This window comes from Treponema saccharophilum DSM 2985 (assembly GCF_000255555.1).
In the GTDB taxonomy this organism is placed as follows: Bacteria; Spirochaetota; Spirochaetia; order Treponematales; family Treponemataceae; genus Treponema_D; species Treponema_D saccharophilum.
In genome coordinates, this window is sequence record NZ_AGRW01000052.1 from 139,443 (window position 1) to 160,714 (window position 21,272).

At 51.3% G+C, this 21,272-nt stretch carries 25 protein-coding genes and 1 pseudogene; 10 read left to right on the forward strand and 16 right to left on the reverse strand.

Annotated features, from left to right (window positions below; translation table 11 throughout):
- The first annotated feature begins 5 nt into the window (after window positions 1-5).
- The 7 genes from TRESADRAFT_RS11360 (at window position 6) to TRESADRAFT_RS16750 (ending at window position 7,132) form a co-directional block, all read left to right on the forward strand.
- Complete coding sequence (locus TRESADRAFT_RS11360) at window positions 6-896, forward strand: DUF58 domain-containing protein (protein WP_002705830.1); 891 nt, start codon at window positions 6-8, stop codon at window positions 894-896.
- A complete protein-coding gene (locus TRESADRAFT_RS11365) occupies window positions 896-1,906 on the forward strand; it encodes a hypothetical protein (RefSeq protein ID WP_002705831.1) in 1,011 nt (336 codons plus the stop codon). The genes TRESADRAFT_RS11360 and TRESADRAFT_RS11365 overlap by 1 nt, the downstream gene beginning before the upstream one ends.
- Window positions 1,906-2,916 carry a VWA domain-containing protein gene (locus TRESADRAFT_RS11370; RefSeq protein ID WP_002705833.1) on the forward strand — a complete coding sequence of 337 codons (1,011 nt, stop codon included), beginning with the start codon at window positions 1,906-1,908 and terminating at the stop codon, window positions 2,914-2,916. Before TRESADRAFT_RS11365 ends, TRESADRAFT_RS11370 begins: the two co-directional genes overlap by 1 nt.
- A gap of 12 nt (window positions 2,917-2,928) precedes the next feature.
- Complete coding sequence (locus TRESADRAFT_RS11375) at window positions 2,929-4,548, forward strand: vWA domain-containing protein (RefSeq protein ID WP_002705834.1); 1,620 nt, start codon at window positions 2,929-2,931, stop codon at window positions 4,546-4,548.
- Window positions 4,529-5,875: a hypothetical protein gene (locus TRESADRAFT_RS11380; protein WP_002705835.1), complete on the forward strand. Its 1,347-nt coding sequence runs from the start codon at window positions 4,529-4,531 to the stop codon at window positions 5,873-5,875. Before TRESADRAFT_RS11375 ends, TRESADRAFT_RS11380 begins: the two co-directional genes overlap by 20 nt.
- A 13-nt stretch (window positions 5,876-5,888) precedes the next feature.
- On the forward strand, window positions 5,889-6,464 hold the full coding sequence (locus TRESADRAFT_RS11385) for a Smr/MutS family protein (protein WP_002705836.1): 576 nt from the start codon (window positions 5,889-5,891) through the stop codon (window positions 6,462-6,464).
- A gap of 104 nt (window positions 6,465-6,568) precedes the next feature.
- Window positions 6,569-7,132: a DnaJ domain-containing protein gene (locus TRESADRAFT_RS16750; RefSeq protein ID WP_002705837.1), complete on the forward strand. Its 564-nt coding sequence runs from the start codon at window positions 6,569-6,571 to the stop codon at window positions 7,130-7,132.
- 52 nt (window positions 7,133-7,184) lie between these two features.
- Here the strand turns inward: TRESADRAFT_RS16750 and infA are convergent, their stop codons facing one another.
- A complete protein-coding gene (gene infA / locus TRESADRAFT_RS11395) occupies window positions 7,185-7,406 on the reverse strand; it encodes a translation initiation factor IF-1 (RefSeq protein ID WP_002705838.1) in 222 nt (73 codons plus the stop codon).
- A 161-nt stretch (window positions 7,407-7,567) separates the two neighbouring features.
- On the opposite strand from infA, the gene TRESADRAFT_RS11400 reads away from it, so the two are divergent.
- Window positions 7,568-7,924 (forward strand): TraR/DksA family transcriptional regulator, encoded by a 357-nt coding sequence (locus TRESADRAFT_RS11400; RefSeq protein ID WP_002705839.1) that lies wholly within the window; start codon window positions 7,568-7,570, stop codon window positions 7,922-7,924.
- 130 nt (window positions 7,925-8,054) lie between these two features.
- Here TRESADRAFT_RS11400 and TRESADRAFT_RS11405 read toward each other — a convergent pair whose 3' ends face one another.
- The 4 genes and pseudogenes from TRESADRAFT_RS11405 to TRESADRAFT_RS11415 form a co-directional block, all read right to left on the reverse strand.
- Window positions 8,055-8,894: a histidinol-phosphatase gene (locus TRESADRAFT_RS11405; protein ID WP_002705840.1), complete on the reverse strand. Its 840-nt coding sequence runs from the start codon at window positions 8,892-8,894 to the stop codon at window positions 8,055-8,057.
- A complete protein-coding gene (locus TRESADRAFT_RS11410; protein ID WP_002705841.1) occupies window positions 8,891-10,648 on the reverse strand; it encodes a response regulator in 1,758 nt (585 codons plus the stop codon). The genes TRESADRAFT_RS11405 and TRESADRAFT_RS11410 overlap by 4 nt, the downstream gene beginning before the upstream one ends.
- Window positions 10,649-10,763: 115 nt before the next feature.
- Window positions 10,764-10,922, reverse strand: a pseudogene (locus TRESADRAFT_RS16840) (histidine kinase dimerization/phospho-acceptor domain-containing protein); the annotation flags it as partial.
- Window positions 10,903-12,195, reverse strand: coding sequence for a response regulator (locus TRESADRAFT_RS11415; protein WP_002701601.1), 1,293 nt, complete (start codon window positions 12,193-12,195; stop codon window positions 10,903-10,905). The gene TRESADRAFT_RS11415 and the pseudogene TRESADRAFT_RS16840, both read right to left, overlap by 20 nt.
- A 786-nt stretch (window positions 12,196-12,981) precedes the next feature.
- On the opposite strand from TRESADRAFT_RS11415, the gene TRESADRAFT_RS11420 reads away from it, so the two are divergent.
- Window positions 12,982-13,566, forward strand: coding sequence for a DJ-1 family glyoxalase III (locus TRESADRAFT_RS11420; protein ID WP_002701602.1), 585 nt, complete (start codon window positions 12,982-12,984; stop codon window positions 13,564-13,566).
- Window positions 13,567-13,722: 156 nt separating this feature from the next.
- Here TRESADRAFT_RS11420 and TRESADRAFT_RS11425 read toward each other — a convergent pair whose 3' ends face one another.
- Window positions 13,723-15,486, reverse strand: coding sequence for a subtype A tannase (locus TRESADRAFT_RS11425; RefSeq protein ID WP_002705842.1), 1,764 nt, complete (start codon window positions 15,484-15,486; stop codon window positions 13,723-13,725).
- Window positions 15,487-15,679: 193 nt separating this feature from the next.
- On the opposite strand from TRESADRAFT_RS11425, the gene TRESADRAFT_RS11430 reads away from it, so the two are divergent.
- Window positions 15,680-16,567 carry a LysR family transcriptional regulator gene (locus TRESADRAFT_RS11430; protein WP_002705843.1) on the forward strand — a complete coding sequence of 296 codons (888 nt, stop codon included), beginning with the start codon at window positions 15,680-15,682 and terminating at the stop codon, window positions 16,565-16,567.
- Between the two features lie 18 nt (window positions 16,568-16,585).
- Here the strand turns inward: TRESADRAFT_RS11430 and TRESADRAFT_RS11435 are convergent, their stop codons facing one another.
- From TRESADRAFT_RS11435 to TRESADRAFT_RS11480, 10 genes are all read right to left on the reverse strand, one after another.
- Window positions 16,586-16,828, reverse strand: a complete 243-nt coding sequence (locus tag TRESADRAFT_RS11435; protein ID WP_040842997.1) for a DUF7683 domain-containing protein — start codon at window positions 16,826-16,828, stop codon at window positions 16,586-16,588.
- 10 nt (window positions 16,829-16,838) lie between these two features.
- Entirely contained in the window at window positions 16,839-17,093 is a 255-nt protein-coding gene (locus TRESADRAFT_RS11440; protein WP_040842999.1) for a DUF7336 domain-containing protein, read from the reverse strand.
- 92 nt (window positions 17,094-17,185) lie between these two features.
- Window positions 17,186-17,494, reverse strand: a complete 309-nt coding sequence (locus tag TRESADRAFT_RS11445) for a hypothetical protein (protein WP_002705844.1) — start codon at window positions 17,492-17,494, stop codon at window positions 17,186-17,188.
- Window positions 17,494-17,697 carry a hypothetical protein gene (locus tag TRESADRAFT_RS11450; RefSeq protein WP_002705845.1) on the reverse strand — a complete coding sequence of 68 codons (204 nt, stop codon included), beginning with the start codon at window positions 17,695-17,697 and terminating at the stop codon, window positions 17,494-17,496. Before TRESADRAFT_RS11450 ends, TRESADRAFT_RS11445 begins: the two co-directional genes overlap by 1 nt.
- A gap of 17 nt (window positions 17,698-17,714) precedes the next feature.
- Window positions 17,715-18,083, reverse strand: a complete 369-nt coding sequence (locus TRESADRAFT_RS11455; RefSeq protein ID WP_002705846.1) for a hypothetical protein — start codon at window positions 18,081-18,083, stop codon at window positions 17,715-17,717.
- A 12-nt stretch (window positions 18,084-18,095) separates the two neighbouring features.
- Window positions 18,096-18,848: an AAA family ATPase gene (locus tag TRESADRAFT_RS11460; protein WP_002705847.1), complete on the reverse strand. Its 753-nt coding sequence runs from the start codon at window positions 18,846-18,848 to the stop codon at window positions 18,096-18,098.
- Window positions 18,849-19,010: 162 nt separating this feature from the next.
- Window positions 19,011-19,298, reverse strand: coding sequence for a helix-turn-helix domain-containing protein (locus TRESADRAFT_RS11465; protein WP_002705848.1), 288 nt, complete (start codon window positions 19,296-19,298; stop codon window positions 19,011-19,013).
- A complete protein-coding gene (locus tag TRESADRAFT_RS11470; protein ID WP_040843002.1) occupies window positions 19,288-19,647 on the reverse strand; it encodes a type II toxin-antitoxin system RelE/ParE family toxin in 360 nt (119 codons plus the stop codon). The genes TRESADRAFT_RS11465 and TRESADRAFT_RS11470 overlap by 11 nt, the downstream gene beginning before the upstream one ends.
- 45 nt (window positions 19,648-19,692) lie before the next feature.
- Window positions 19,693-20,196, reverse strand: a complete 504-nt coding sequence (locus TRESADRAFT_RS11475) for a GNAT family N-acetyltransferase (RefSeq protein ID WP_050985093.1) — start codon at window positions 20,194-20,196, stop codon at window positions 19,693-19,695.
- A 129-nt stretch (window positions 20,197-20,325) separates the two neighbouring features.
- Window positions 20,326-21,231: an NAD-dependent epimerase/dehydratase family protein gene (locus TRESADRAFT_RS11480; protein ID WP_002705850.1), complete on the reverse strand. Its 906-nt coding sequence runs from the start codon at window positions 21,229-21,231 to the stop codon at window positions 20,326-20,328.
- Window positions 21,232-21,272 lie beyond the last annotated feature (41 nt).

Sequence of the window (21,272 nt, forward strand, 5' to 3'; positions counted from 1 at the left end):
CTGCGATGAAAGAGATTCTCTCAAAAAATCTTGCCTCGCGCGCGGCGCGCCTCAGAATCGCGTCCATCTCCTTGTCGGAGGGGATTCGGAGCGGAAATTTCCGCTCGGCAAGCAGGGGGCAGGGGATAGAATTCAGCGACGTGCGCGAGTACATTCCCGGGGACAACGTGCGCGCAATCGACTGGAACGTCACGGCGCGTATGGGGCGCGCTTTCATAAAGCAGTACGAGGAGGACCGCGAGCTGAACGTCCTCGTCGTGCTCGACTGCTCCCGGTCGATGTTCTCCGGCTCGTCGGACGGGGTGCGGATTGTGAGCGCGTGCGAGGTCGCGGCGCTTGCCGTCCTCGCGTCGGAGCGGAATTCCGGGGCGAGCGGGGCCGTTTTTTTTGACGGTTCCGTGCGCTTTTCGTGCCCGCCGAAACCGGGCCGCGAGAACGCCCTTTCGATTCTCTCGAAGATTGACCGGCTCGAATTCCCGTCCGGGGCGGTGAACGGTTCCGCGCTCTCGTCCGCCCTCCGGTGCGCGTCGAACCTTCTCCGGAAACGCTCGCTCGTCTTCGTCGTCTCCGATTTCCGCGCCGCCGGGTGGGAGAAGGAGCTTGCGTTCCTTTCGTGCAGGAACGACGTCATTGCCGTGAGGATTTCCGACTCGACTGATTCCGAGCTTCCCGTCGTGGGGACTGTTCCGTTTTCCGACAGCGAGACGGGCGCATCGGCTGTCCTTCCTACGTCTTCGTCGTCGTTTGCCCGCGCGTGGTTCGAGGCGAACAGGCGCCGCGTCGATTCATGGGAGGAGCTGTGCGCGAAGCACGGCGCGCATACGCTCGTCGTGTCGACCGCAGAGGATTCCGTGCTCGCGCTTTCCCGTTTTTTTGCCAAGCGGAGGAGCCGCTGATGATTTTTAGGGCCGTTCTCCTCGCGCTTGTCTGCCTTTCCGCGCTCCCCGCGTTTTCCGTCGATTCGTCGCCGGAGGCGAGGCAGCTCGTCATCCCGAAAAACATTTTCGTGGGCGATACCGTCGTAATCCGCTATGAATTCAGCTCCGACGTGTGCCCGTTTCCCGCGGAGGTGGCGGAGCTTTCCGTGGTGGAGCTTTCCCCCGACTATTCGGTGTTCGCGCGGCTTTCGGGAAAATGCCTCGTGAAGTCCGTCGAGGTGAGCCGCACCGGAAGCTTGTATTCGCTGCGTGCCGAAATCGTTCCGTGGAAGACTGGCACAATCGATTTTCCCGCGTTCGATTTGGGCGCGCTCATGCAGTTCTCGACGAAAAGCCGGAGCGTTCCCCCCGTCGTCTGGGTCGATTTCGAGCCGCTGTCCGTCTCGTCGATTGCGGAGCATTTGGGGGCTGATTCGTTCCGCCCGCCGTCCGCGCCGCTTCTCGTTCCCGGGACGAAGCTCATTCTCGGCCTCGTTCTCGTCGCGGCAATCGCGCTTTTCTCGGCGTTCGTCTTCTCGCTCACGAGAATTCCCGCCATCTCCGCGTTTTTTTCCCGCCTCGTCGTGTCGCTCTCGCTGAAAAAGAACGCGCGGATTGCCCTCCGGAATTTCCGGAGGCTTCTGAAGAATTCCGATTCGCTCGGAGATGTCGAATTCGCCGCGCGCGTGCAGTCGGTAAGCAGGAATTATCTGAGCGGGCTGCTCGGCGAGGAATTCTCGTCCGCGACGACGGGCGACCTTCCGCGCGTGTTCTCGTCCGTGTTTGGAGACGACGTTCCCCCGGAGATTGAGATTTTCGTTTCCGTGTTCGCCCGGACTGATTACATACGGTTCGCGCACGGGCTGTGCGATTCCGAATTCAAGGCTGACGAGCGGCGGTCGATGGTGTCGTCGCTCATAAAGGCAGTCTCCGCCGACGTGGGCTCTGGAGCCGCGCGCGATGATGCCGGATTCGAGGAGGTGTGGTGATGGTTTTTCAGAATCCTGCGGCGTTTCTTTTCATTCTCGTCGTTCCGCTTCTCTTCGCGCTGAGGAAGGCGGGGTTCTTCCGGAAATTCTCGATTCCGCTGACGCTCTCGGATTGGGGAGGGGCGGCGTTCTCGTGGAGGGGGCGGCTTGCGGCGTTCCTTTCCTTTTTTTCTGGCGCGCTCATGCTTTTTGGCTACATCGCGCTTGTCGTCGCGTTTTCCGACCCTGTGGTGCGCCATCACGAGAAGGTGTTCACGTCGCGCGGGACGGAGATTCTCTTTGTCGTCGATACGAGCCCGTCGATGGCGGCGCGCGACATTCCGTACCTCAACTCCACGATAAACAGGCTCGATGCGGCTCGGCTCGGCATAAAGACGCTTGTCGAGGCGGAGAAGGGGGCGACGTTCGCTCTTGTCGCGATGGCGAGCGAGGCTGTGTCCGTCGTTCCTCCGACATGCGACCACGACGTATTCCTCGACCGGCTCGATTCGCTGAAAATCGGGGCGCTCGGGGACGGCTCGGCGATTGGGACGGGGCTGTGCTCCGCCGTGTACCATCTCGTCGCGACGTCCGCACCGAGAAAATGTATCGTCCTCGTCACCGACGGCGAGAACAACGCCGGCTCGATTCACCCGGAGACTGCTGCTGCCCTTGCCGATGAGAACGGAATCTCCGTGTACGTCCTCGGCATCGGAACGCGCGGGACAGTCCTCGTCGAGTACGTCGACCCGAACACCGGGGACGTGCGTTCCGGACTGTACGAGTCCGATTTCGACAGGGGCGCGCTCGAGCGGATTGCGTCTGCCGCTGGCGGGCGGTATTTCGGCATAGAGACGATTCCGTCGTTGTCCGAGTCCCTTTCCTCGATTGCCGGCAGGGAGCGCGTCATCCAGAATTTTCATATCAGGACGGTGGAGGAGCTTTTCTACCACAAATTCCTTGTCGCGTCCGCGGTGCTTTTTATGGCGGGCTGGTTCGTGAGGCGCGTGTGCCTCTCCGAAATACTGTGAGCGGAGGCGGAAATGCTTTCTTTTTCGATTGAGCGTCCATACGCGCTTCTTTTCATGCTTTGTTTTGTGCCGGTGATAGCGGTGATGGTTTTCAAGTACGTGCGGCTTTCGCGCGCTCTCCCGTCGTTCTGCCCGGAGGACGGAGTCGTTTCGGGGCGGAGGGCGCTCCGGCATTCGTTCTTTTCGAGCCTGTTCCTCCGGTTCGTCGCGTGGGTGGCGGGATGCCTCGCGCTCGCGGGAATTTCGTGGGGGACGAAGCAGGTTCCCGTTCAGAAAAGCGGCGGCGCGGTCTGCCTCGTGTTCGACATATCGTACAGCATGAACGCCGCCGACGTGCGCGGCATGAGCAGGCTCGATGCCGTCCGAAAATACGTCGGCGCGCTTCTTCCGAGGATGGACGGCGTTTCCGTCTCCGCGGTAATCGCGAAAGGCGACGGGTTCGTGGCGCTTCCTCTTACGGAGGATTTCGCGGCGGTGTATTCGCTCGTCGATTCCCTTTCCCCGCACCTTATGACGGCGTCGGGAAGTTCTATCGGGCGCGGAATCGAATGCGCGCTCTCGTCGTTTCCGCGGAATATGGCGCAGGCGAACATGATTTGGGTGTTCACGGACGGCGACGAGACCGACGACTCGATGTATCCGGCGCTCGTCGATGCGGGGCGGTTCCGCATTCCGGTGACGCTGGTCGGGTTCGGCTCGGAGGACGGGACGCGCGTGATTGCCGGGGACGGGAAGACGGAGGTCGTGACATATCTGATGGCGAGCCGGATGAGGAGCATCGCCGAGGAAATATCGAAGGAGGCGCGGAAATCGTTCCACTCGCAGGGGCTTGTCCGCTACGTCGATGCCGATTCGAAAGGCTCCGCGACCGTCCTCCTCGACCAGCTTTCCCCGTCGTCAGAGCTGTGCGCGTTAGAATTCCGCCCTGTGGAACGGCATGTCCTGCTTATTTTCGTGTCGCTGATTTCGTTCGTCCTCTCGTTCGTCATGGGGGAGCTTGACGTTGCTGGGCTGAGGCGGAAGGCGCGCGCGTCCGTCTCGATGGTTGCCGTTCTGCCGTTTTTTCTTTCATCGTGCTCCGACGCGCGCTCGCTTATTCTCGAAGGCTCTTGGTTCCATTACAGCGGGAAATTCCGCGAGGCGACGGCAGATTTCCTCACGGCGGCTATGGAGACGGAGAAGGACGACGCCTCGCATCCGTACGCGCTTTTCGGGCTTGCCTCGACATACATATCGCTTGAGGAATACGACGCGGCGCTCGAGAAGCTCGATGATGCGCTCGAGCAGATTGGGAGCGACGGCGAGGGAAAGCTTCGCGGCGCGATATTCTACAACGAGGGCGTCGTCCTCGGTCGGAAGGGCGAATTCGACTCGGCGCGGGAGATGTTCAAGAAGTCCGTCGTCGCCGACCCGACGAACATGGACGCGCGGATAAACCTCGAATTGTGCATCCGGCGCGAGTCGCTCAACAACACGCGTTCCGGGGCGTCGGAGATGAAGGGCGTCTCCGAGTCGCGCGGCGAGCCGAGCCCCCTCGAGCGCTCTCTGTTCAACCTCATACGGGAGGGCGAGCAGAACCGATGGAAGAAGATGGAATCGAAGGAGGCGGACGATGGCGGAATCGACTATTAGGAAGTTCATTTTTCTTGCGGCAGTGCTTGCCGTTCCCGTTTTTTTTGCGTCGCCGCTCACGCTTTCGAGGGCTGAGATGAGGGGGCTTTCCGTATCGTGCGAGGCAGACACCGTGTTCACGCATTCCGACTGCTCGTTCGTCCTTTCCGTGCCGGGCGTCGCGCCGTCGTCGATTCAGACCGACCTTCCGGAGCTTCCTCCCGACGTGAAATTCATCTCGTCGAAGAGAAGCGAATTCATCGATGGTGACGGGGACAGGGGCACGGAAATCCGCTTCTGGTTTTCGTTTTCCGACGCGGGGACGGTCACGGTTCCGCCGCTGATGGCGAAAATCGGCTCGTTCGTAATCGAAATCCCGTTCGCCACGATTGTCGTCTACGAAAATCCGTCCGTCGTCCTTCCTGCCCTTTCCGTCGTGCGCGATGACGGCGGGGACTTCGAGGGGCTCCGCGCGTGCGAGCCTGTCGGTTTTTCCGTTTACATGCAGTATTGCGTCCAGATTCTCGGGATGGACGCGAAAATCCCGAAGAATTCGATTTTCCGGGAGCTTTCCCGCGAAGGCGTCGTGGGAAGCGGCGAGCGCAGGACCGAATTCTCCCCTGAGAAATTCAAGATTGCCTCGTTCGAGTGGATTCCGCTTGTCTCGGGCGAGGTCGAATTTCCCGACATTCAGGTCGATGCGATTGCGTACAACGGCGACCGCCGGCGGATTTCCCTTCCCGTTTCGAGCGTAATCGTCGCGCCTCCCGTGCGCGGGCAGTTTTCTTCAGGCGGGGAGGACGTGTTCGCGGATGCGTTCGCGAGGAAGGAGGAGAAATCGGGCGAGCGCCTCGGCTCAATCTCCGCCGAGGACATCGAGGAGGTGCGGAATCTGCGCTGTCGGGAGCGGCATTCCCTTCCGTTCTCGGCAGCCCGCGACGAGCGCCTTTCGAAGGAGCTTTCGCTCGGCATAGAGAATCCGGACGACGAGCCGAGCGTTCCCCTCGCTTTTTCGCTTGCCGTGCTTTCTTCCGCGATGCTCTTCCTCTTCGCCGTTTCCGTCGCGACTCGGCACGTGAGGCGCTCGTGCTTTTTTGGGATTGCGTTCGCCCTTTCCGCCGTCGCGTCCGCGATGATGGCGCATTCCGTGACGAGAACGTATGCAATCGTCTCGGGCGGAAGCCTTTCGCTCGTCCCCGAGGAGTCGTCCGACAAAGTTTCCTCGTCGCGCTCTGTTATACGCGGACAGCGCGCCCGGATTGTGGAACATATCGGTGATTGGGTTTATATTGATTGCCCGGAAACGGGGGGATGGATTCCGTCCCGTGAAGTTCTGAAAATCAGGTAATCGGGGGTTCGCTATGGATTTCGGTGATATTCTCAATCAGTGGGACAAAATGCAGAGCGAGGAGAGCAAAAAGGAGAGGGAGCGCAAGGCAAGCCAGCAGGTTTCCCGGAAGAAGGCGAACGCGCCCACGAAGGAGGAGAAGCTCGCCGCCTCGCAGAAGAAGACGTTCGAGGAGATTATGGCGGAGGACGCGCAGAAGCGCATAAATCCGATAGATTTGTGGCTGAACAGGTTCGGGACGACGGACAAGGACGCGGAGGCTGCCGAATACGAGGAGCGCACGAAGATGGAGCGGCGCGAATTCGTGCGCACGATGAGGCCGGAGGCGAGAATCGACCTGCACGGGCTGACGAGGGACGAGGCGTGGTCGCGCCTTGAGTCGTTCGTCAGCGATTGCGTCAGGCGCAACCTCAAAAAAATTCTCATCGTCCACGGAAAGGGAAACCATTCGCACGGCCCCGACCCCGTCCTCGGCCCGATGGTGCGCACGTTCATCGAGCAGAACCCGAATCTGGGAACGAGCGGGCATCCGGAACACGCGCTTGGCGGAACAGGCGCGACGTGGGTCGTCATAAAGGCGAATGCCTGAACGGGTGCGTCACGATTTGCGCGGTCGTTTGTTTGTTTTTTGTTGTCCTTTTCGCGGGAAATTGCGAAATTGAATGGGGCTCGGATATCCCAAGGAGGCTTTTTTTGAAGGATTATTATGAGACGCTCGGAGTGCAGAGAAACGCTTCTGCGGAGGAAATCAAGTCGGCATACAGAAAGCTCGCGATGAAATATCATCCCGACAGAAATCCCGGAGACAAGGATGCCGAGGAAAAATTCAAGGATGTCTCCGTAGCGTACGAAACGCTCGGCGACGAGAAAAAACGCCACGAGTACGACGCGTACGGCTCTTCTTCATATTCATACGGGCAGAATTCGGCGAACACGTACGGCGGAAGCAGGTCTCAGTCGTATTACGGCGAGGACGATCCGCTTTGGCAGTGGATGAACGGGAACGCGGGCGGAAACTATGGCGGTCGGCGGTACTACTATTATACGACGTCCGATGACTTTGCGAAGAAGACGAAGGCGACCCCCCAGGAGAACCTTTCGATGCTTCTGCAGAGCAGCCTCGTCGCGCTTATCGGGTTCGTCCTGTTCAAGTATTCGTTCCTGTTTTTCTTCCCGATTGGCCCGCTCATCTGCATCGCCGTTATCGTCAAGGGGATTGCGGGCGCGCTCGGTTCCATCCGCCGCCTCATCTTCTGATATCATTCGGGCATAAAAAAACCGCCGGCATATGACGGCGGTTTTTTTTTGACTAACGCTCGCGGAAAATGATTCTTCCGCGGTTCAAATCGTAGGGAGAAAGGGCGACTTTCACGCTGTCGCCGGGAACGATTCTGATGTAGTGCTTACGCATCTTTCCCGACAAGTGTGCCAAAATCACATGCCCGCCGTTCTTCAATTCGACGCGGAACATCGTGTTCGGCAACGCTTCCTTTACAATTCCCTCGACCTCGATCGCTTCTTCCTTAGCCACGATTCCTCCAAAATAAAAGTTGTCTTTTTGAGAATTTATATTTATATTATTATGTATTTATCAGTGAAATTGTCAACAAATGACATACCTGCCCGTATGCTGTTTTTTTAGCGAGCGGCGTTTGTGGACGGTTTTGATGAGCATTCAAAAAGGAGATATAAATGGAAAAAGAGTTCATCGAGAAAATGCAGGAGAAACTTCTCGCTGAAAAAAGCGTTATCGCAAAGTCCCTTGCCGACCAGAACGCTGATTTCAAGAAAATCATCGAGGGCGGGGAAAAGGGCGACGAGGCTGATATCGCGTCCGATGTCGTGGACGGCACTCTTCTCGAGTCGCTCGGAAAGCAGGATTTGAACCGCCTGCAGATGATAAACAACGCGCTCGACAGGATTAAGCAGGGAAAATACGGCTACTGCCTCATCTGCAAAAAGGAGATTCCGAAGGAACGGCTTGAGGCGATTCCGTATGCGTTCCTCTGCGTCGGCTGCCAGAGCCAGAACGAGCGCAGAAACCGCTGATTCTTTTCCAAAAAATAAAAGGGCTGTCCAATACGTTCGCCGCATGGTGTCATTCCGAACCCGTTTCGGAATCTCTACATTGAATGCGGCATGACAATACTGTTTGGACAGCCCCTTTTTTTTCTGCGTGTCAGAGCGGGGCGAACGCGAACGATGCCGGTGTCGGAAAATCGACGACGGTTTCCGTGTAGCCCGCCGCTTTTGCGCATTGCGCGGCAACATCGAACGCGCAGTCGAGAGCTTCCTTCGAGTGCGCGTCGGAATTTATCGTAATCGGGACGTTCCGCGCCCTGAGCAGCGAAAGAAATTCCGCGCCCGGATACGGCGTCTTCCTGTATCCGCGTGAAATCGCGCCCGTGTTGATTTCCGCGACGACGCCGGCCCTCGCGATTTCGTCGGCCGTCTTCTCGATTTCGTTCAGGAACCATTTCTCCGACTCGTCGATTATCGAAAGCGTGTCGTTGAATTTCAGGACGAGGTCTGGGTGCCCGATTATGGAAAAATCCCCTTTTCGGAGCATCTCTCGCTCAAGCTCGAAATACCGTTCCGTCATTTTCCGCGCGCTTCCGCCGAAAAAATCGTTTGCGAGGCGCAAAAGCTCTGACGGGGAGTCGTCCACCGTAAGGCATTCGTTTCCCGCTGGGACGTAGTGGACGGAGCCGATGATAAAATCGGGGGCGAACGCTTCGTATCTTTTTATGCTCGGGACGGAAATGCCGGGAATGTAGTCGACCTCGAATCCCGCGAGAATCTTCATCTTTCCGGCAAAAATCGATTTTACCCGGGCAATCTCATCCCTGTAGGCGCCGTATTCCTCGACGGCTATGTGCCAGTCCGACGAGAACGGATAAAGCGCGTGAGCCGAGAAGCCGAGCGCGGAGAACCCCTTTTCGTATGCGAGCGACGCGTTCTCCCCGACGGAATCCTTCCCGTCGCAGAATGTGGTGTGCGTGTGGAAATTCGTTTTCATTTGTCAGCCTCTTTTTCCCACGACGAGATGATGGGGCGCGCGAAATCGGTGAATTCGGAAAACGCCGCGCGAAGCTCCGCCGTGTCGAGGAGCGCCGTTTTCTGCACGGTGTCGGCTGCCTGCGATTTGTCGTCAAGCTTTTTCGCCGCCTCGAAAATCGACTGCGCGTAAACGGACGCCGCGCTTCCCTTTATCGTGTGCGCGTCCTGGTGGATTGCGGCGCTGTTGAGCGAGTTGAAGAGGTTCTGGTCGATGCTCGCGATGAGCTTTTCCGTCTGCGTGATGAAATCGGTGATGAGCCCGCGCGCGAACGACTTGTCGCCGTCGACTGACGACAGAAATTCCCTGTGGTTCCAGATTTCGTCCTTCGTGCTGTCGTCGGGAACGGGCGCGAGCATGTCGATGTTCTTTATCTCCGTCATGAACGGAATCTGCAGCGCGGTGTTCCATTTTTCGAGGGTCGCCTTTATCGCCGCGCGCTTGAACGGCTTCACGAGAATGTCGTTTATCCCGATTTTCATGTAGTCGGCGAAATCGTTCGAGTCGTTGTTCGCCGTGCACGCGACGATAATTCCGTTGTAGCCCTTCTCGCGGAGCTCTTCCGTCGCCTCGACCCCGCTTTTGTTCGGCATGAATATGTCCATGAATATGAGCGGGATGTCGGGAACCTCGTCAATCTGCGCGACCGCCTGCTCGCCGTCCTCCGCGAGGTAGACCTCCGCGCCGAAATTCTTGAGGAACGCCTCCATCAGCTTCCTGTTGACGCTGTGGTCCTCCGCCACGAGAATCTTCAGACCGCGCGCGATTGACGAATCCTGCTCGCGCTTGTTGATTATCTCGTCGCGGAGCCGCTGCATCTCGTTCTCGTCGGCGCACCGTATCCCGAACGCCGTCTCAAGTATTTCGACGAGCTTGTCCTTCTTCACGGGCTTGTAGAGGTATCCGTCGAACCAGTCGAGGAGCTTCATCTTCGCCTCTCCGCGCATCTGCCCCTCGGGCGAGAGAAGGTACAGCTTAATTTTCTCTCCGCCCCTGCTGCTCTTTATGTTCGACGCGAGATGCCAGCCGTCTATCGACGGAATCATCATGTTTATGAACGCGATGGTGAACGGATGGTGAATCCTTCGCGCGAATTCGAGCTGGCTCATCGCCTCGTCGGAGCTGCTCGCCGATTCGATTTCCTTGATGCCGAGCATCCTGAGCCGCCGCTCAAGGCTTCTCTTCGCAAGCTCGTTGTTCTCGACGATGAGTATCCGCGTGTTTTCGGGAATGTCGCTGATTTTTATCTTGTTCTTGTCCTCAAGCCCCTCGACGGCCGCCGGGAGCGGGATGAGCACCGTGAAGATTGAGCCGCCGTAGGGGTTCGCCCGCACGCCTATTGTTCCCTTCATCGTGCGGACGAGGCTCTTGCAGATGGAAAGCCCCAGCCCCGTGCCTCCGAACTGCCGGTATGTTGAGATGTCCGCCTGGAAATAATCGGTGAAGAGCTTCTTTTTCTTCTCCTCGCTGATTCCGATGCCGCTGTCCGTCACGCGGAAGCATATCGTCCCCGACTGGTATGAAAGCTCGATGTGGATGTAGCCGCTGTTCGTGAATTTCACTGCGTTCTTGACGATGTTCAGCATTATCTGCTGGACGCGCACCGTGTCGCCCATGACGAGCGAGGGGACGCTCTCGTCGATGTCCGTGACGATTTCCACCCCCTTGTTGAACGACTCTATGCTGACGAGGTTGACGACCTGCTCCGTGACCATCGCGATGTCGAACGGAATCGTCTCGAGCTTGAACTCGTTCGAGCGAAGCTTGGAGAAAGTCGAGGATGTTGTTCGCGAGGTCGAGCAGCACTTCCGCGCTGAACTGAATCTGCCTGATGTACTCGGTCTGCTCCTTGTCGAGGCTCGTTTCCTGAATCAGCTCTATCGTGCCGATTATCGTCTGAATCGGGGTCCGTATCTCGTGGAGCGTGTTCGCGAGGAATCTGCTCGCGTAGTTTATGCCGTCGTTCCGGCTACTCAGTTTTTCCAGCATTGAGCACTTCCATTGCCTTCTTCACGATATTCTCCGGCTTCTGCGGCTTGAGGACGTAGCTCCGCGCGCCGAGCGACAGCGATTTTACAATCATGTCGCGCTTTATCGCCTGCGAGTAGACGATGACGGGAGTCGCGATTGTGTTCTCCTTGAGCTTTATGAGAACCTCAAACCCGTTCATGTCGTTCATGAATATGTCGAGGATGATGATGTCGTAGTGCTTTTCTTTCTTTTCGACGACCTTCTCCACGAATTCCCTTCCCGAGGCGAAAAGGTCGGTCTCCGCGCCGATTGACAGGAACGCCTTGTGGATGAGCGCGCGCACAATCTGGTCGTCGTCCACGGCGGCAACGCGCAGCGTCGTTCCCTCCGATTTCAGCTCCTCCGCCGTCTCCGTGTCCGTGGCGAACCGCATTCCCATGCTCTCGGAATCCTGTGTTTCCGCCGTCGCCGTCAGGATGTTGTCGGAGATGACATCCGCGACGTTCGCGCCCGACGAGCTGTTTTTCGGCGTGACGATTGAGTTGAGGATTGTCGAAAGGTCCTTCGTGACCTCGATTCCCTCGTATTCCGGATGCCCTTCGATAAGCTCCGAGACGATTGAGTCGAGCGAGAGAACTTTTACGTTCTTGCGCGAGATTCTGTTGTCGGCGAGGATGTTGTTGAACAGCAGCTCGAGGTTCATTCCGTCGACGAACGAGAGGCTCAGCGACGTCATCATCAGTATGACTTTGGGGTACGAAAGGTCGTTCGCGTTGATGAGCTCGGAAATCTTGTATTTGAGGAGCGAAATCTTCTCGCGGTTCAGCCCCATCGCGACCTCGATGAAAATGACGTTGTTGTTGTCGTTGAGGTGCAGGTCGAGAACGCACGGCGTCGTGTCGATTGAGAAAATGCCGTTGAGCTGCTTTCCGATTGCGTCGAAGAAAACGTCGAACTTTATCGGCTTCTTGAAGTATTTTATGACGCCGAACTGCACGAGCTTTGCGACAGCCTCGGTGCTCAAATTCGGGCCTGTTATGATTATCGGCGTTGTCTTTGAGTTTGGATCGCGTGACTTCTTCTGGAAAAAGTCCACAATATTTTCGTTTATCGGGTTTCCCGAGCTGTGCTTGTCGATGTTAAGGATTATGAGGTCGGGAAGCGTGTTTATCATCTTCGTGTAAGCGTCCCTGTTCGTGGCCGTCTCAACTTCAACCCGTTCAGAAGACAATTTTTCTTTCACGAAATCCCGCAGCATCGGGGCAGCATCGATTATCAGAACTTTTGCCATAATACTACTATTATCGGAATATTCCGGGGTGGGAATTAGCGCTTGCGGGGGTTGTTCGTTCTAAGTTCGGCTTGGTTGTAGCAAGCGTGCGCCGGTGCGCAGGAGGCGCACCTTCCGTGGTGGGTGGGGGCGCGTGATGGTTGTGATTCTCGCGTTCGAAGATTCGCTTGCGGGGGGTGTTCTAAGTTCGGCTTTGGTTGTGGCAAGCGTGCGCCGGTGCGCTGGGCGCACCTTCCGTGGTTGGGGGGCGCGTGATGGTTGGAATTCTCGCGTTCTGAGATTACGCTTGCGAAGTGTTTTTCGTTCTAAGTTCGGCTTGGTTGTAGCAAGCGTTCACCGGTGCGCGGGAGGCGCACCTTCCGTGGTTGGTGGGGGCGCGTGATGGTTGGAATTCTCGCGTTCGAAGATTCGCTTGCGAAGTGTTTTTTCGTTCTAAGTTCGGCTTGGTTGTAGCAAGCGTGCGCCGGTGCGCGGGAGGCGCACCTTCCGTGGTGGGTGGGGCGCGTGATGGTTGGAATTCTCGCGTTCTGAGATTGCGCTTGCGAAGTGTTTTTCGTTCTAAGTTCGGCTTTGATTGTAGCAAGCGTGCGCCGGTGCGCGGGAGGCGACCTTCCGTGGTTGGTGGGGGCGCGTGATGGTTGGAATTCTCGCGTTCGAAGATTCGCTTGCGGGGGTTTTTCGTTCTAAGTTCGGCTTGGTTGTAGCAAGCGTGCGCCGGTGCGCGGGGAAAAAAATATTGTGGAGTTGTGCTAGAATTGGAGCAGGTTTTATTTTGGAGGAAGTTTTATGAGCAGAATAGCGGTTTTTCTTGCGCCGGGATTCGAGGAAATCGAGGCGCTGACGTCGGTTGATTATTTGAGGAGGGCGGGGCAGGATGTCGTCACGGTGTCGGTTCCTGCGGACGGGTCGGACGAGATAACGTCCGTCGTGGACGGGGCGCACGGAATTTCCGTGATTACTGACCAGGTTCTCAAGGATTTCGCAGGCGAGAGCGAGGGAACTCTTCCCGACGCCGTTTTCTTTCCCGGCGGAATGCCCGGAGCAGCGAACCTTGCCGCGTGCGACTATCTTCTCGACCTCGTCGACCTTATGGCGGGCGAGGGGAAAATCGTCGCCGCGATGTGCGCAAGCCCCGCGGTGTTCCTCTCAAAAACAGGCATCCTTTCCGGAAAAAAATGGACGTGCTATCCGGGGATGGACGAGGGAATCGGCGAGGGGACGCACGTTCCCGATGTTCCGTTCGTTTTTGACGGGAACCTACTTACGGGGCGCGGGCCGGGGACGGCGGAGCAGTTCGCGATGAAATTCGTCGAGATTCTCGCGGGTGTGGAGACGGCAAAAAAAATCCATGACGGAAGCTGCCAGCGCTGACGGGCGGGACTCGTCGGGATGTTCGGCGGATGATGAATTCTCGCCATTCCGGACGTGATTCGGAATTTTAGATGCTGAATCACGTCCGGAATGACAAAATTTGAATCAACCGTTTTTCAGAATCCGCCTCGTGATGTCGCCGGCGTTCGTATGCGCTCACTTCTTCAGGCAGTCCTTAATCCAGCTGATGAGATTCTGCGTGGAAGTTCCGTTTCTCTCTGCCTCGGTGTGGTAAAGTCCCCAGACTTCCGCAAAATCGACAGACTCGACTTCGCTTCCGTAGTTTTTGAGCGCGAGCGAATAGGCTAGCTCCGTGCTTATGGCGGTGTCCCCCTGGAAGATTCCCGCGTGGACTCTCCAGAATTTCGCTGCTTTCGCGGTTTTGTATCCTGAATAGGCGGGGCTCAGATAGTACATCGGGTTGTACATATCTGCTCTTTTTTCCATCGATATACCGAGGGAATCGGTTTTCGCCAAATCGTTTTTGTACTCTTCTGCGAGCGCCGGGTTCGCCTTTTCAAGGACGTTCGCCATCAGGGCGTCAAAATGCGCGCCTTTTCCGTTCCCGAAACCGAAGAGCGTGTTTTCCGGCTGCGCTCCGTTCATGTCATCGAATGCGCCGACATTTTTCTGGAGCTGCTTCACGTTTCTCATGAACGATTCGACGCTCGTGATTTTTGCGGTGCTGCTTTTTTCGTCATAGATGACCCATTTTTCGTTGGCGTTGAGCGCGGAGATGTATTCGGCCGCGGAGGCGTATGTTCCGCTCAAATCGACATTCCCGCTCTTTTTTTCCGCGTTCCTGCCCACTCCGTCCATATCCTCTGCCGAAATCGCGTTTCCGCCTGCCGTTCCCCTCGGCCCTCTCGGCTTCCAGCCCGCGGGAAGAATCATGTTCTGCCCGAGCGCGGCTTTCTGCTCGTCCGCGTTGTACGGAAATTCAGTGTCGGCAAGGAAATTGTTCAGCGATGTTTCGATTACGCCTTTGAGATAGTCGTAATACGTTCCCGCATGGTAAAGGCCGTCCGCGGACTGCTCCAGCGTCAGCGTGTTTCCCTTTTCGTCCTTCAGGCCGAGTGAATTTATGTACAGCGCGAATTCCTTTGAAAGCCCGTCAGAGACTTCCTTTGTTTCCGCGCTGAGGTTCGTGCGGGCGACTCCGAGCTCCCATTCATAGGCGGCGTCGGCGACATTCAGGTTCGTAATCGGGCACCAGTCCATGCTTCCGAGGACGGCATCGCTTTCGCTCATCACGGCGCCGATTTCCTGCAGGTACGGCTCGTATTCGGGAGCGTCCCCCGCTGCCCCGAGAATCGCGCTCTGCGCCCCGCCGCCGGACATTCCGTAGGTGAAATAATTCCGGGTGTCGCCGGGAAGATTTTCCTTGTTGTAGCGGACGTAGCGGATTGCCGCCTTGAAGTCGGTCACCCCGGAAGGCGCGCCGGAATCGCGGCCTCTCGCGCCCGCGTACACGAAGATGAATCCCTCGTCAGTATATTGCTTTGCGGCAGGAACATAGGCGGAAGGCGGTTCAAGGGCGGCATATCCCGGCGTCTGAATCGGCATTACGAACGGGGCGTCCTTCGCGGAGAATCCCCGGACCGTGCTCTTGGCGTCGATTTTTGCGGTGAACGTTCCGTCGCCGTTGTCCGTTCCGTCAAAATAGGAGCCGGGAACGAACACTGCGAGGTTCTCGTATTTCGCGTCGGATGGATTTGCCGCATACGAAAGCCCCAGCTGATAGTAAACGTCGTCCGTCTTGTTGTAGAGCCATTTCGACATGTCGATTTTTGGAAGGCTTGATTCCGCGCCCTCGTTTTTCGGAGACGAGGCGCATCCTGAGAAAGTCGCCGCAACGCAAAAGGAAAAGGCCGCTGCCAGAGCCGAAGCCGTTCCTTTGATAAAGGAATGTAAGTTCATATTGTTCTCCCGTTCAGTTGATTTTTCATTGCAATGGTTATGGCTGAAGTAAACCTGAGCGATAACGAGGTTATCGAACAGGCTTAGTATATGTTCCCGAAAAAAATATGTACAATGCCGATTTTTTAGCTCAGTATAACTTTTTTGCATACTGTGATATAAAAGGCGGTACGGTTTTTGAATGGGAGGGCGTATGTTCGAATTGCACCAGATAAAACAGCTCGTTGCCGTCGCCGAATGCGGGACGATTTCAAAAGCTGCGGAAAAACTCAACATAACGCAGCCCGCGCTGAGCCGCTCGCTCCGGAACCTTGAGTATGAGATGAAAACGCCCCTTTTCGCCCGCTCGAAAAATAAAGTCGCCCTCACTGAGACAGGGAAATTTGCCGCCGAAAACGCCGGAAACCTTCTTCGCCAGGCGGAGCTCATGCTCGGCGAAATCCGGCAGTTCTACAGGACGCACACGAAACTGATAGTCGCTTCCTGCGCCCCGTGCGACACGCTTTTTCAGCTGCGGGATTTGGCGCGCGATTGCTTTGACGGCATTGAGTGCGAGACTGTCGTTGATGATGAGGATGAGATTTCGGAGAAGCTTTCGCAGGGGATGTATCACATGGCGCTTTTTTCGGAACGGGCTGAGAACAGCAGCCTCATTCAGATTCCTGTGGTGACGGAAAAACTGTTCGCAATGATTCCGGAAAACCATCCGCTTGCAAAGAAAAGGGACGGGCTTTTCTTCAGCGAAATAAACGGGGAGCCGGTGATTCCGTTCCCGCTAAAAGGTCACTGGAACGACCTTCTTGTCCGGAAACTTCCCGATTCCCGCCTTCTGTACCAGTCCGATGTCGAATCGTTTGACAAGGTTGTCCACGCCTCGAACCTGATTAGCTTTGAGTCCGACATGCTTCAGATTGATGTGGAAAACCACGTGAGGATTCCCGTCTTGGACCGGGAGGCGCTCATCACCTACCACTTTGCGGTTCTCAAATCATGCAAAGACCAGTTCGCGGATTTGTTGCGGCTGATAAAAGGCGGTGCGCTTTCAACTCCCGGACGGCCCGGGCGCGGTGCTCCGCTTTGAAGCTTTGTTATGTGTTTTTTATTTTACTTCTGAACATGATAAGAAATAAGTATATTTATCAAATTCAAAATCAATATCTATAAACTTTTTATAAAAATCAACATCGGCTTTTTTTATTTCATATTCATAAATCAATAACGGATCGGTATTTAATTCTTCATTATATTTTTCCCTTAAGAGACTAAAATCGTGCGTGATGACAATTTGATTTACCAATAATTCAGTTTTATTGTCAAAAATTGTTATAGACCGTTCTATCATTCATACTTCCTTATTCTCTCCACTTTACAGTAGTAAAACCTTCTTTCCAGCCAGAAATTTCATCAACAACTTCTTCTGTAATATAGAATCCTTCTTCAATATCATCGCCATCAATCAATTTTGGGAAATCCTTAAATCCCGGTTGTTTTGCTAATATTTTCATAGCATCTTCCGCTTTTTCTTTTGTGGAAAAAATTCCTAAAAATTTTGTATCTTCTACATCGTCGTAAAGAACATGCACATGCTCAAGCTTATATACTTTCATTCTTCCTTCTGAAAGCACCCCAATGTGGGTGTCCGTGTAACAATGAGTTAAACCGCACAGGCCTTGAGCCTGTGTCGGCTTTGAACTTCTTGTTAGGTTTTATTCTTATTTCTAACTTTATTTTGCAAGGATTCCTTTATTTTATTAACTTCTTCATTGGTATTGTAGATTGAAAATTTTTCTTTACTTTCCATTTCCTCGGTATATTCATCGAAAACCTCTTGCGCACCTTTTGTAAGACCTTCTCCTCCGTTTATAATCGTTCCTGCTACAGTTTTGCCCTTTTCTTCTAAATCTTCAATATTCTCTTTAAAGTCATCAATAATTTTTTCCATGACAGGTTTTGATATTTTTCCAGAATAGTCTTTGTTTTGAGCTAAAACAATTTTTCGTTTTCCCATTATTTTCCTCTCTTCAACTCTTCATTGTATGCCTTATAATCAAAATCTTCAGGTATGCTAAGTTCATAGTCAATACCACCATCGGGTTCATTCGTGATAGTTTTTTTCATAAAGTCAACAGCACCATTCGTATCTTGCATCATCAAACCACCTATCTCTGTTGTTTTTCCCTCAAGCTGAGAACCATTATTTCTTTCTTCCATAAATCCCACCTTGGCAATCAAATGAGTACCAAAACTTTTGAGCTATTATCACAATCTTGTAAAAGCATTCCTGTAATTTGATTCTTCACTAATGAAAAATCTTTTAACTGCCTACCTTTTTCTTCTTTCAGGGTATTTCCCTTTGCGTCTTTGAATTCTGCCCAAGTTTTATTTTCTACTTCTATTAAATTGGCAAGAAATTCTTTTACAACATCATAATCCATCGTTTTATAAGAAATTTCTTCGGAGTCCTCCATATATTTTTTTTCAACAAAGAAATCGCAGCATACTTTTTTCAAAACTTCTGTCAAATTGACACCACGATTTCCCTTTTCAAAAACAACCTCGCTATTAACCACTTTCCCATAGATTATTTGCATTGACATAACAAACCTCCATTAATGCACAATAATTTCATTATTTATAGAATCAATTTGATTCATAATAATCTTATTTCTAAAATACGATTTTATGGAATCCATTGTTTCATGTTCTGATAAAAAAGTATCGCTAATAGAATTTTCATCAACTTCGTCTGTTAGACCAATAGTATGCAAACAAATTCTGCAAAACTCTATTTTTTCATTTTTGCTTGGTTTACCGATTTCCTCACAGATTGAAAATCGTCTTTTCAAGGCATCATCCATCTGACGATAGACATTGGTACACCCAATCAATATCTTTTTCTTATCGACAGAAAGATTATCGATAAAATTCATCATTTCTATTAAAAGTCGTTTTAATTCAGACAGTTCATCTTGAGTCGTCCTGTTTATGAAGAATTTGTCTATCTCATCAATAAAAAGAATACCTTCGTCCAACTTTTCAAACCTTTGCAACTCATCTGCCAAATTTTTAACAGATTCCCCCAGACCAGAAGTAATAATCTCGGACGGTTTTATTAAATAAGCCTCAAGACCATATTTGTTTAAGGCATACAACATCGCATTTTTGGCGATTGAAGTTTTTCCTCCACCAGCAATTCCATGCAATAAAACAGTTCCTTTTATATCAAAAAAGTTGAACATTTTAATATCTTTAGAATCATTTTCTATAGTATCAATTAAGTTTTCAATTTTCTTCTCTACTGAAAGACATTTTGCACCAATAAGTCTTGTTTCTTTCAAAGTTGATTCATCGATTCTGTTCATTTTTCTCTCAAACCTTAGGGGTGAACCTTTGTTCTTAGATAAAATCTGCCGGATGATTTACCTTACTGACAGCAAGTGGCGCAGTGCGCCATCAACCTAACAACTGGTTGTACCGCAGCGGGCTTGACCTGATGTCGGCTACGAAACTTTGTTATGACATTTTTACAACATTGCAACTTTAAGCTGTTTTCCAAATACAGATGCAATTTTTTGAAGAGTAGATAATCGGATATCTTCAGAATGGTTTTCCATTCGTGAAATAACGCTTTTCTTAGTTTCAAGTTTTTCTGCTAACTGTTCTTGTGTCATTCCGCTCTCTAGTCGCATTTCTTTTATCATCATACCGATTTTGAATTCTTCATAACCTGCATCAAAATCTTTTGCAAATTCTGGATCTTTTTCTTTACGCTGAGAAATATAATCATCTAAATCAAATGTTTTATTTGCCATTTTCTTTACTCCTTTTCAAAAAATCTTTCATTCTTGCTTCACAAACTTCAATTTCAGACTTTGGTGTTTTCTGAGTCTTCTTTTGGAAACCATTTGTAAGAATTACAATATTTCCATTGTGAAAGAATCCTAGCAGCCGATAAATATTTCCACCCAACTCAATTCTGACTTCGTAGAAATCGGTATCTGATAATTTCTTAAAGTATGTTTTAGGAACTTTCTCAATTTCCTGAACAGCCTTAAGAACCCATGCTATTTTTTGAGCAACTTTTGGCGTTTGAGAATCGATAAACTCCGCAACAGGACATTTTCCGTCAGCAGTTGTATAGAATGTTACTTTTCTGTACACAGGTCATGTTAGCATATATGCTAACTTCTTGTCAAATAAAATATTTTATTCTCCAGTTTTTTTATAATACCTGGCCGTATACTTTAATCCATCCCATTTCCTAATACTTTGTTTTGAGTATTTATATTCAAACCCCAATGACTCGCAGAATTTCTGAGATTTCTTATTTTCTTCAAAGCAACTGTAAATAAACTCTTTTCCACCGAGTTCTTCAAAAATCATTTTTAAGAGGAGCTGCATTGCCTGTTTTCCAAAACCTTTTCCCTGATACTTACTGGCAATACAGATTCCAGTATCTTCAAAAATACAATCACCTGTGTCTACAGCTCCAAGAAAACCAATAACTTCATCAGTTTCTTCAAGGCAAATATAAAATGCAAGATTTGATTTTTGATATTCAATAGTTTTTTGTAATCTGATTTTTGCTTCTTCTATGTTCTCTACTGGTTTCCAAAGCATAAATTTTGCAAGTTCTTTATCTTGCCAGATATTATTCCACATAGAGTCCAAATCTTCTGTTCTTGCTTTTCTTAGGATGATTTTTTCCATTAATTTATATATTCCACTTAATAAAAAAAAATTACAAAAAGCAGGCCAGAGGCCTGTCGTCATAACAATTGCTTAAACGGTGGCGCGGCTTGACCGCGACATCCGCTTTGAAGCTTTGTCATGTGCTTATTATTCAAAATTTTTATTTATAAAATCAAGGTAAGCCTTTCGATTTACTTTGTCTTTATTATTTTTATACCAGCAATATGATTCTCTTAAGCCTTCCCTTAAATTCGTAGATTCTTTTAAAAGACTTTTTTGTCTGGTGATATCTAATTTATATTCATAATTATAAAAACTAAAATAATTTCTTTGTTCAATTTCCTCATTTACATTTTTAAAAATAACATCCTTTCCGACAACTTCATAACAAAGTTTTACCCATTCTTTAATGGAAACAGATTCTTCATTTCCAACATTAAATATTTTTTCTTCAGGATGCGTTTTTATTATTTTTTCGATAATTTTACATAAATCTTCTATATAAAAAAATTGTAATTTCATATCTCCATTTGAAGGAATATAGAAGGGGCGATTATTTTCTGCACATTCAAATACGAAAGCTTCACGATATACATTATTTTCTGGTCCATATAAATATGGGGGTCTTATAATATATGAATCAGGTTTTACGGAACGCAAATATTCTTCTGCTTCAATTTTATTCATTCCATAATCTTTCCAGAATTTATTAAAACCAACTTTTACATTTTCCATAAATGGCTGTTCTTCTGTTTCCGGATAAACTGCACTTGAACTCAAAAAAATATAATCAGGGACATCTCCAACTGACTCATAAATTCCCTGAACATCGTTTTTATTATAAGAAGTAATATCTAGAACAATATCAAAATTATATTTTTTTAATTTATCCTGTAAATCCTTTCTATCAAGGTTGATAAGCTTAGTATTAGCTGGTTGAGGATGATTATTTCTATTCAATACGAATACTTCATACTCATTCTTATTTGAAAAATATTCTGCTACATATTTACTTACAAAAACAGTACCACCAGTAACTAAAAGTTTTTTCATTTTTCTCCAAGCGCCCCAGTGCGGGCGTCCGTGTAACAATA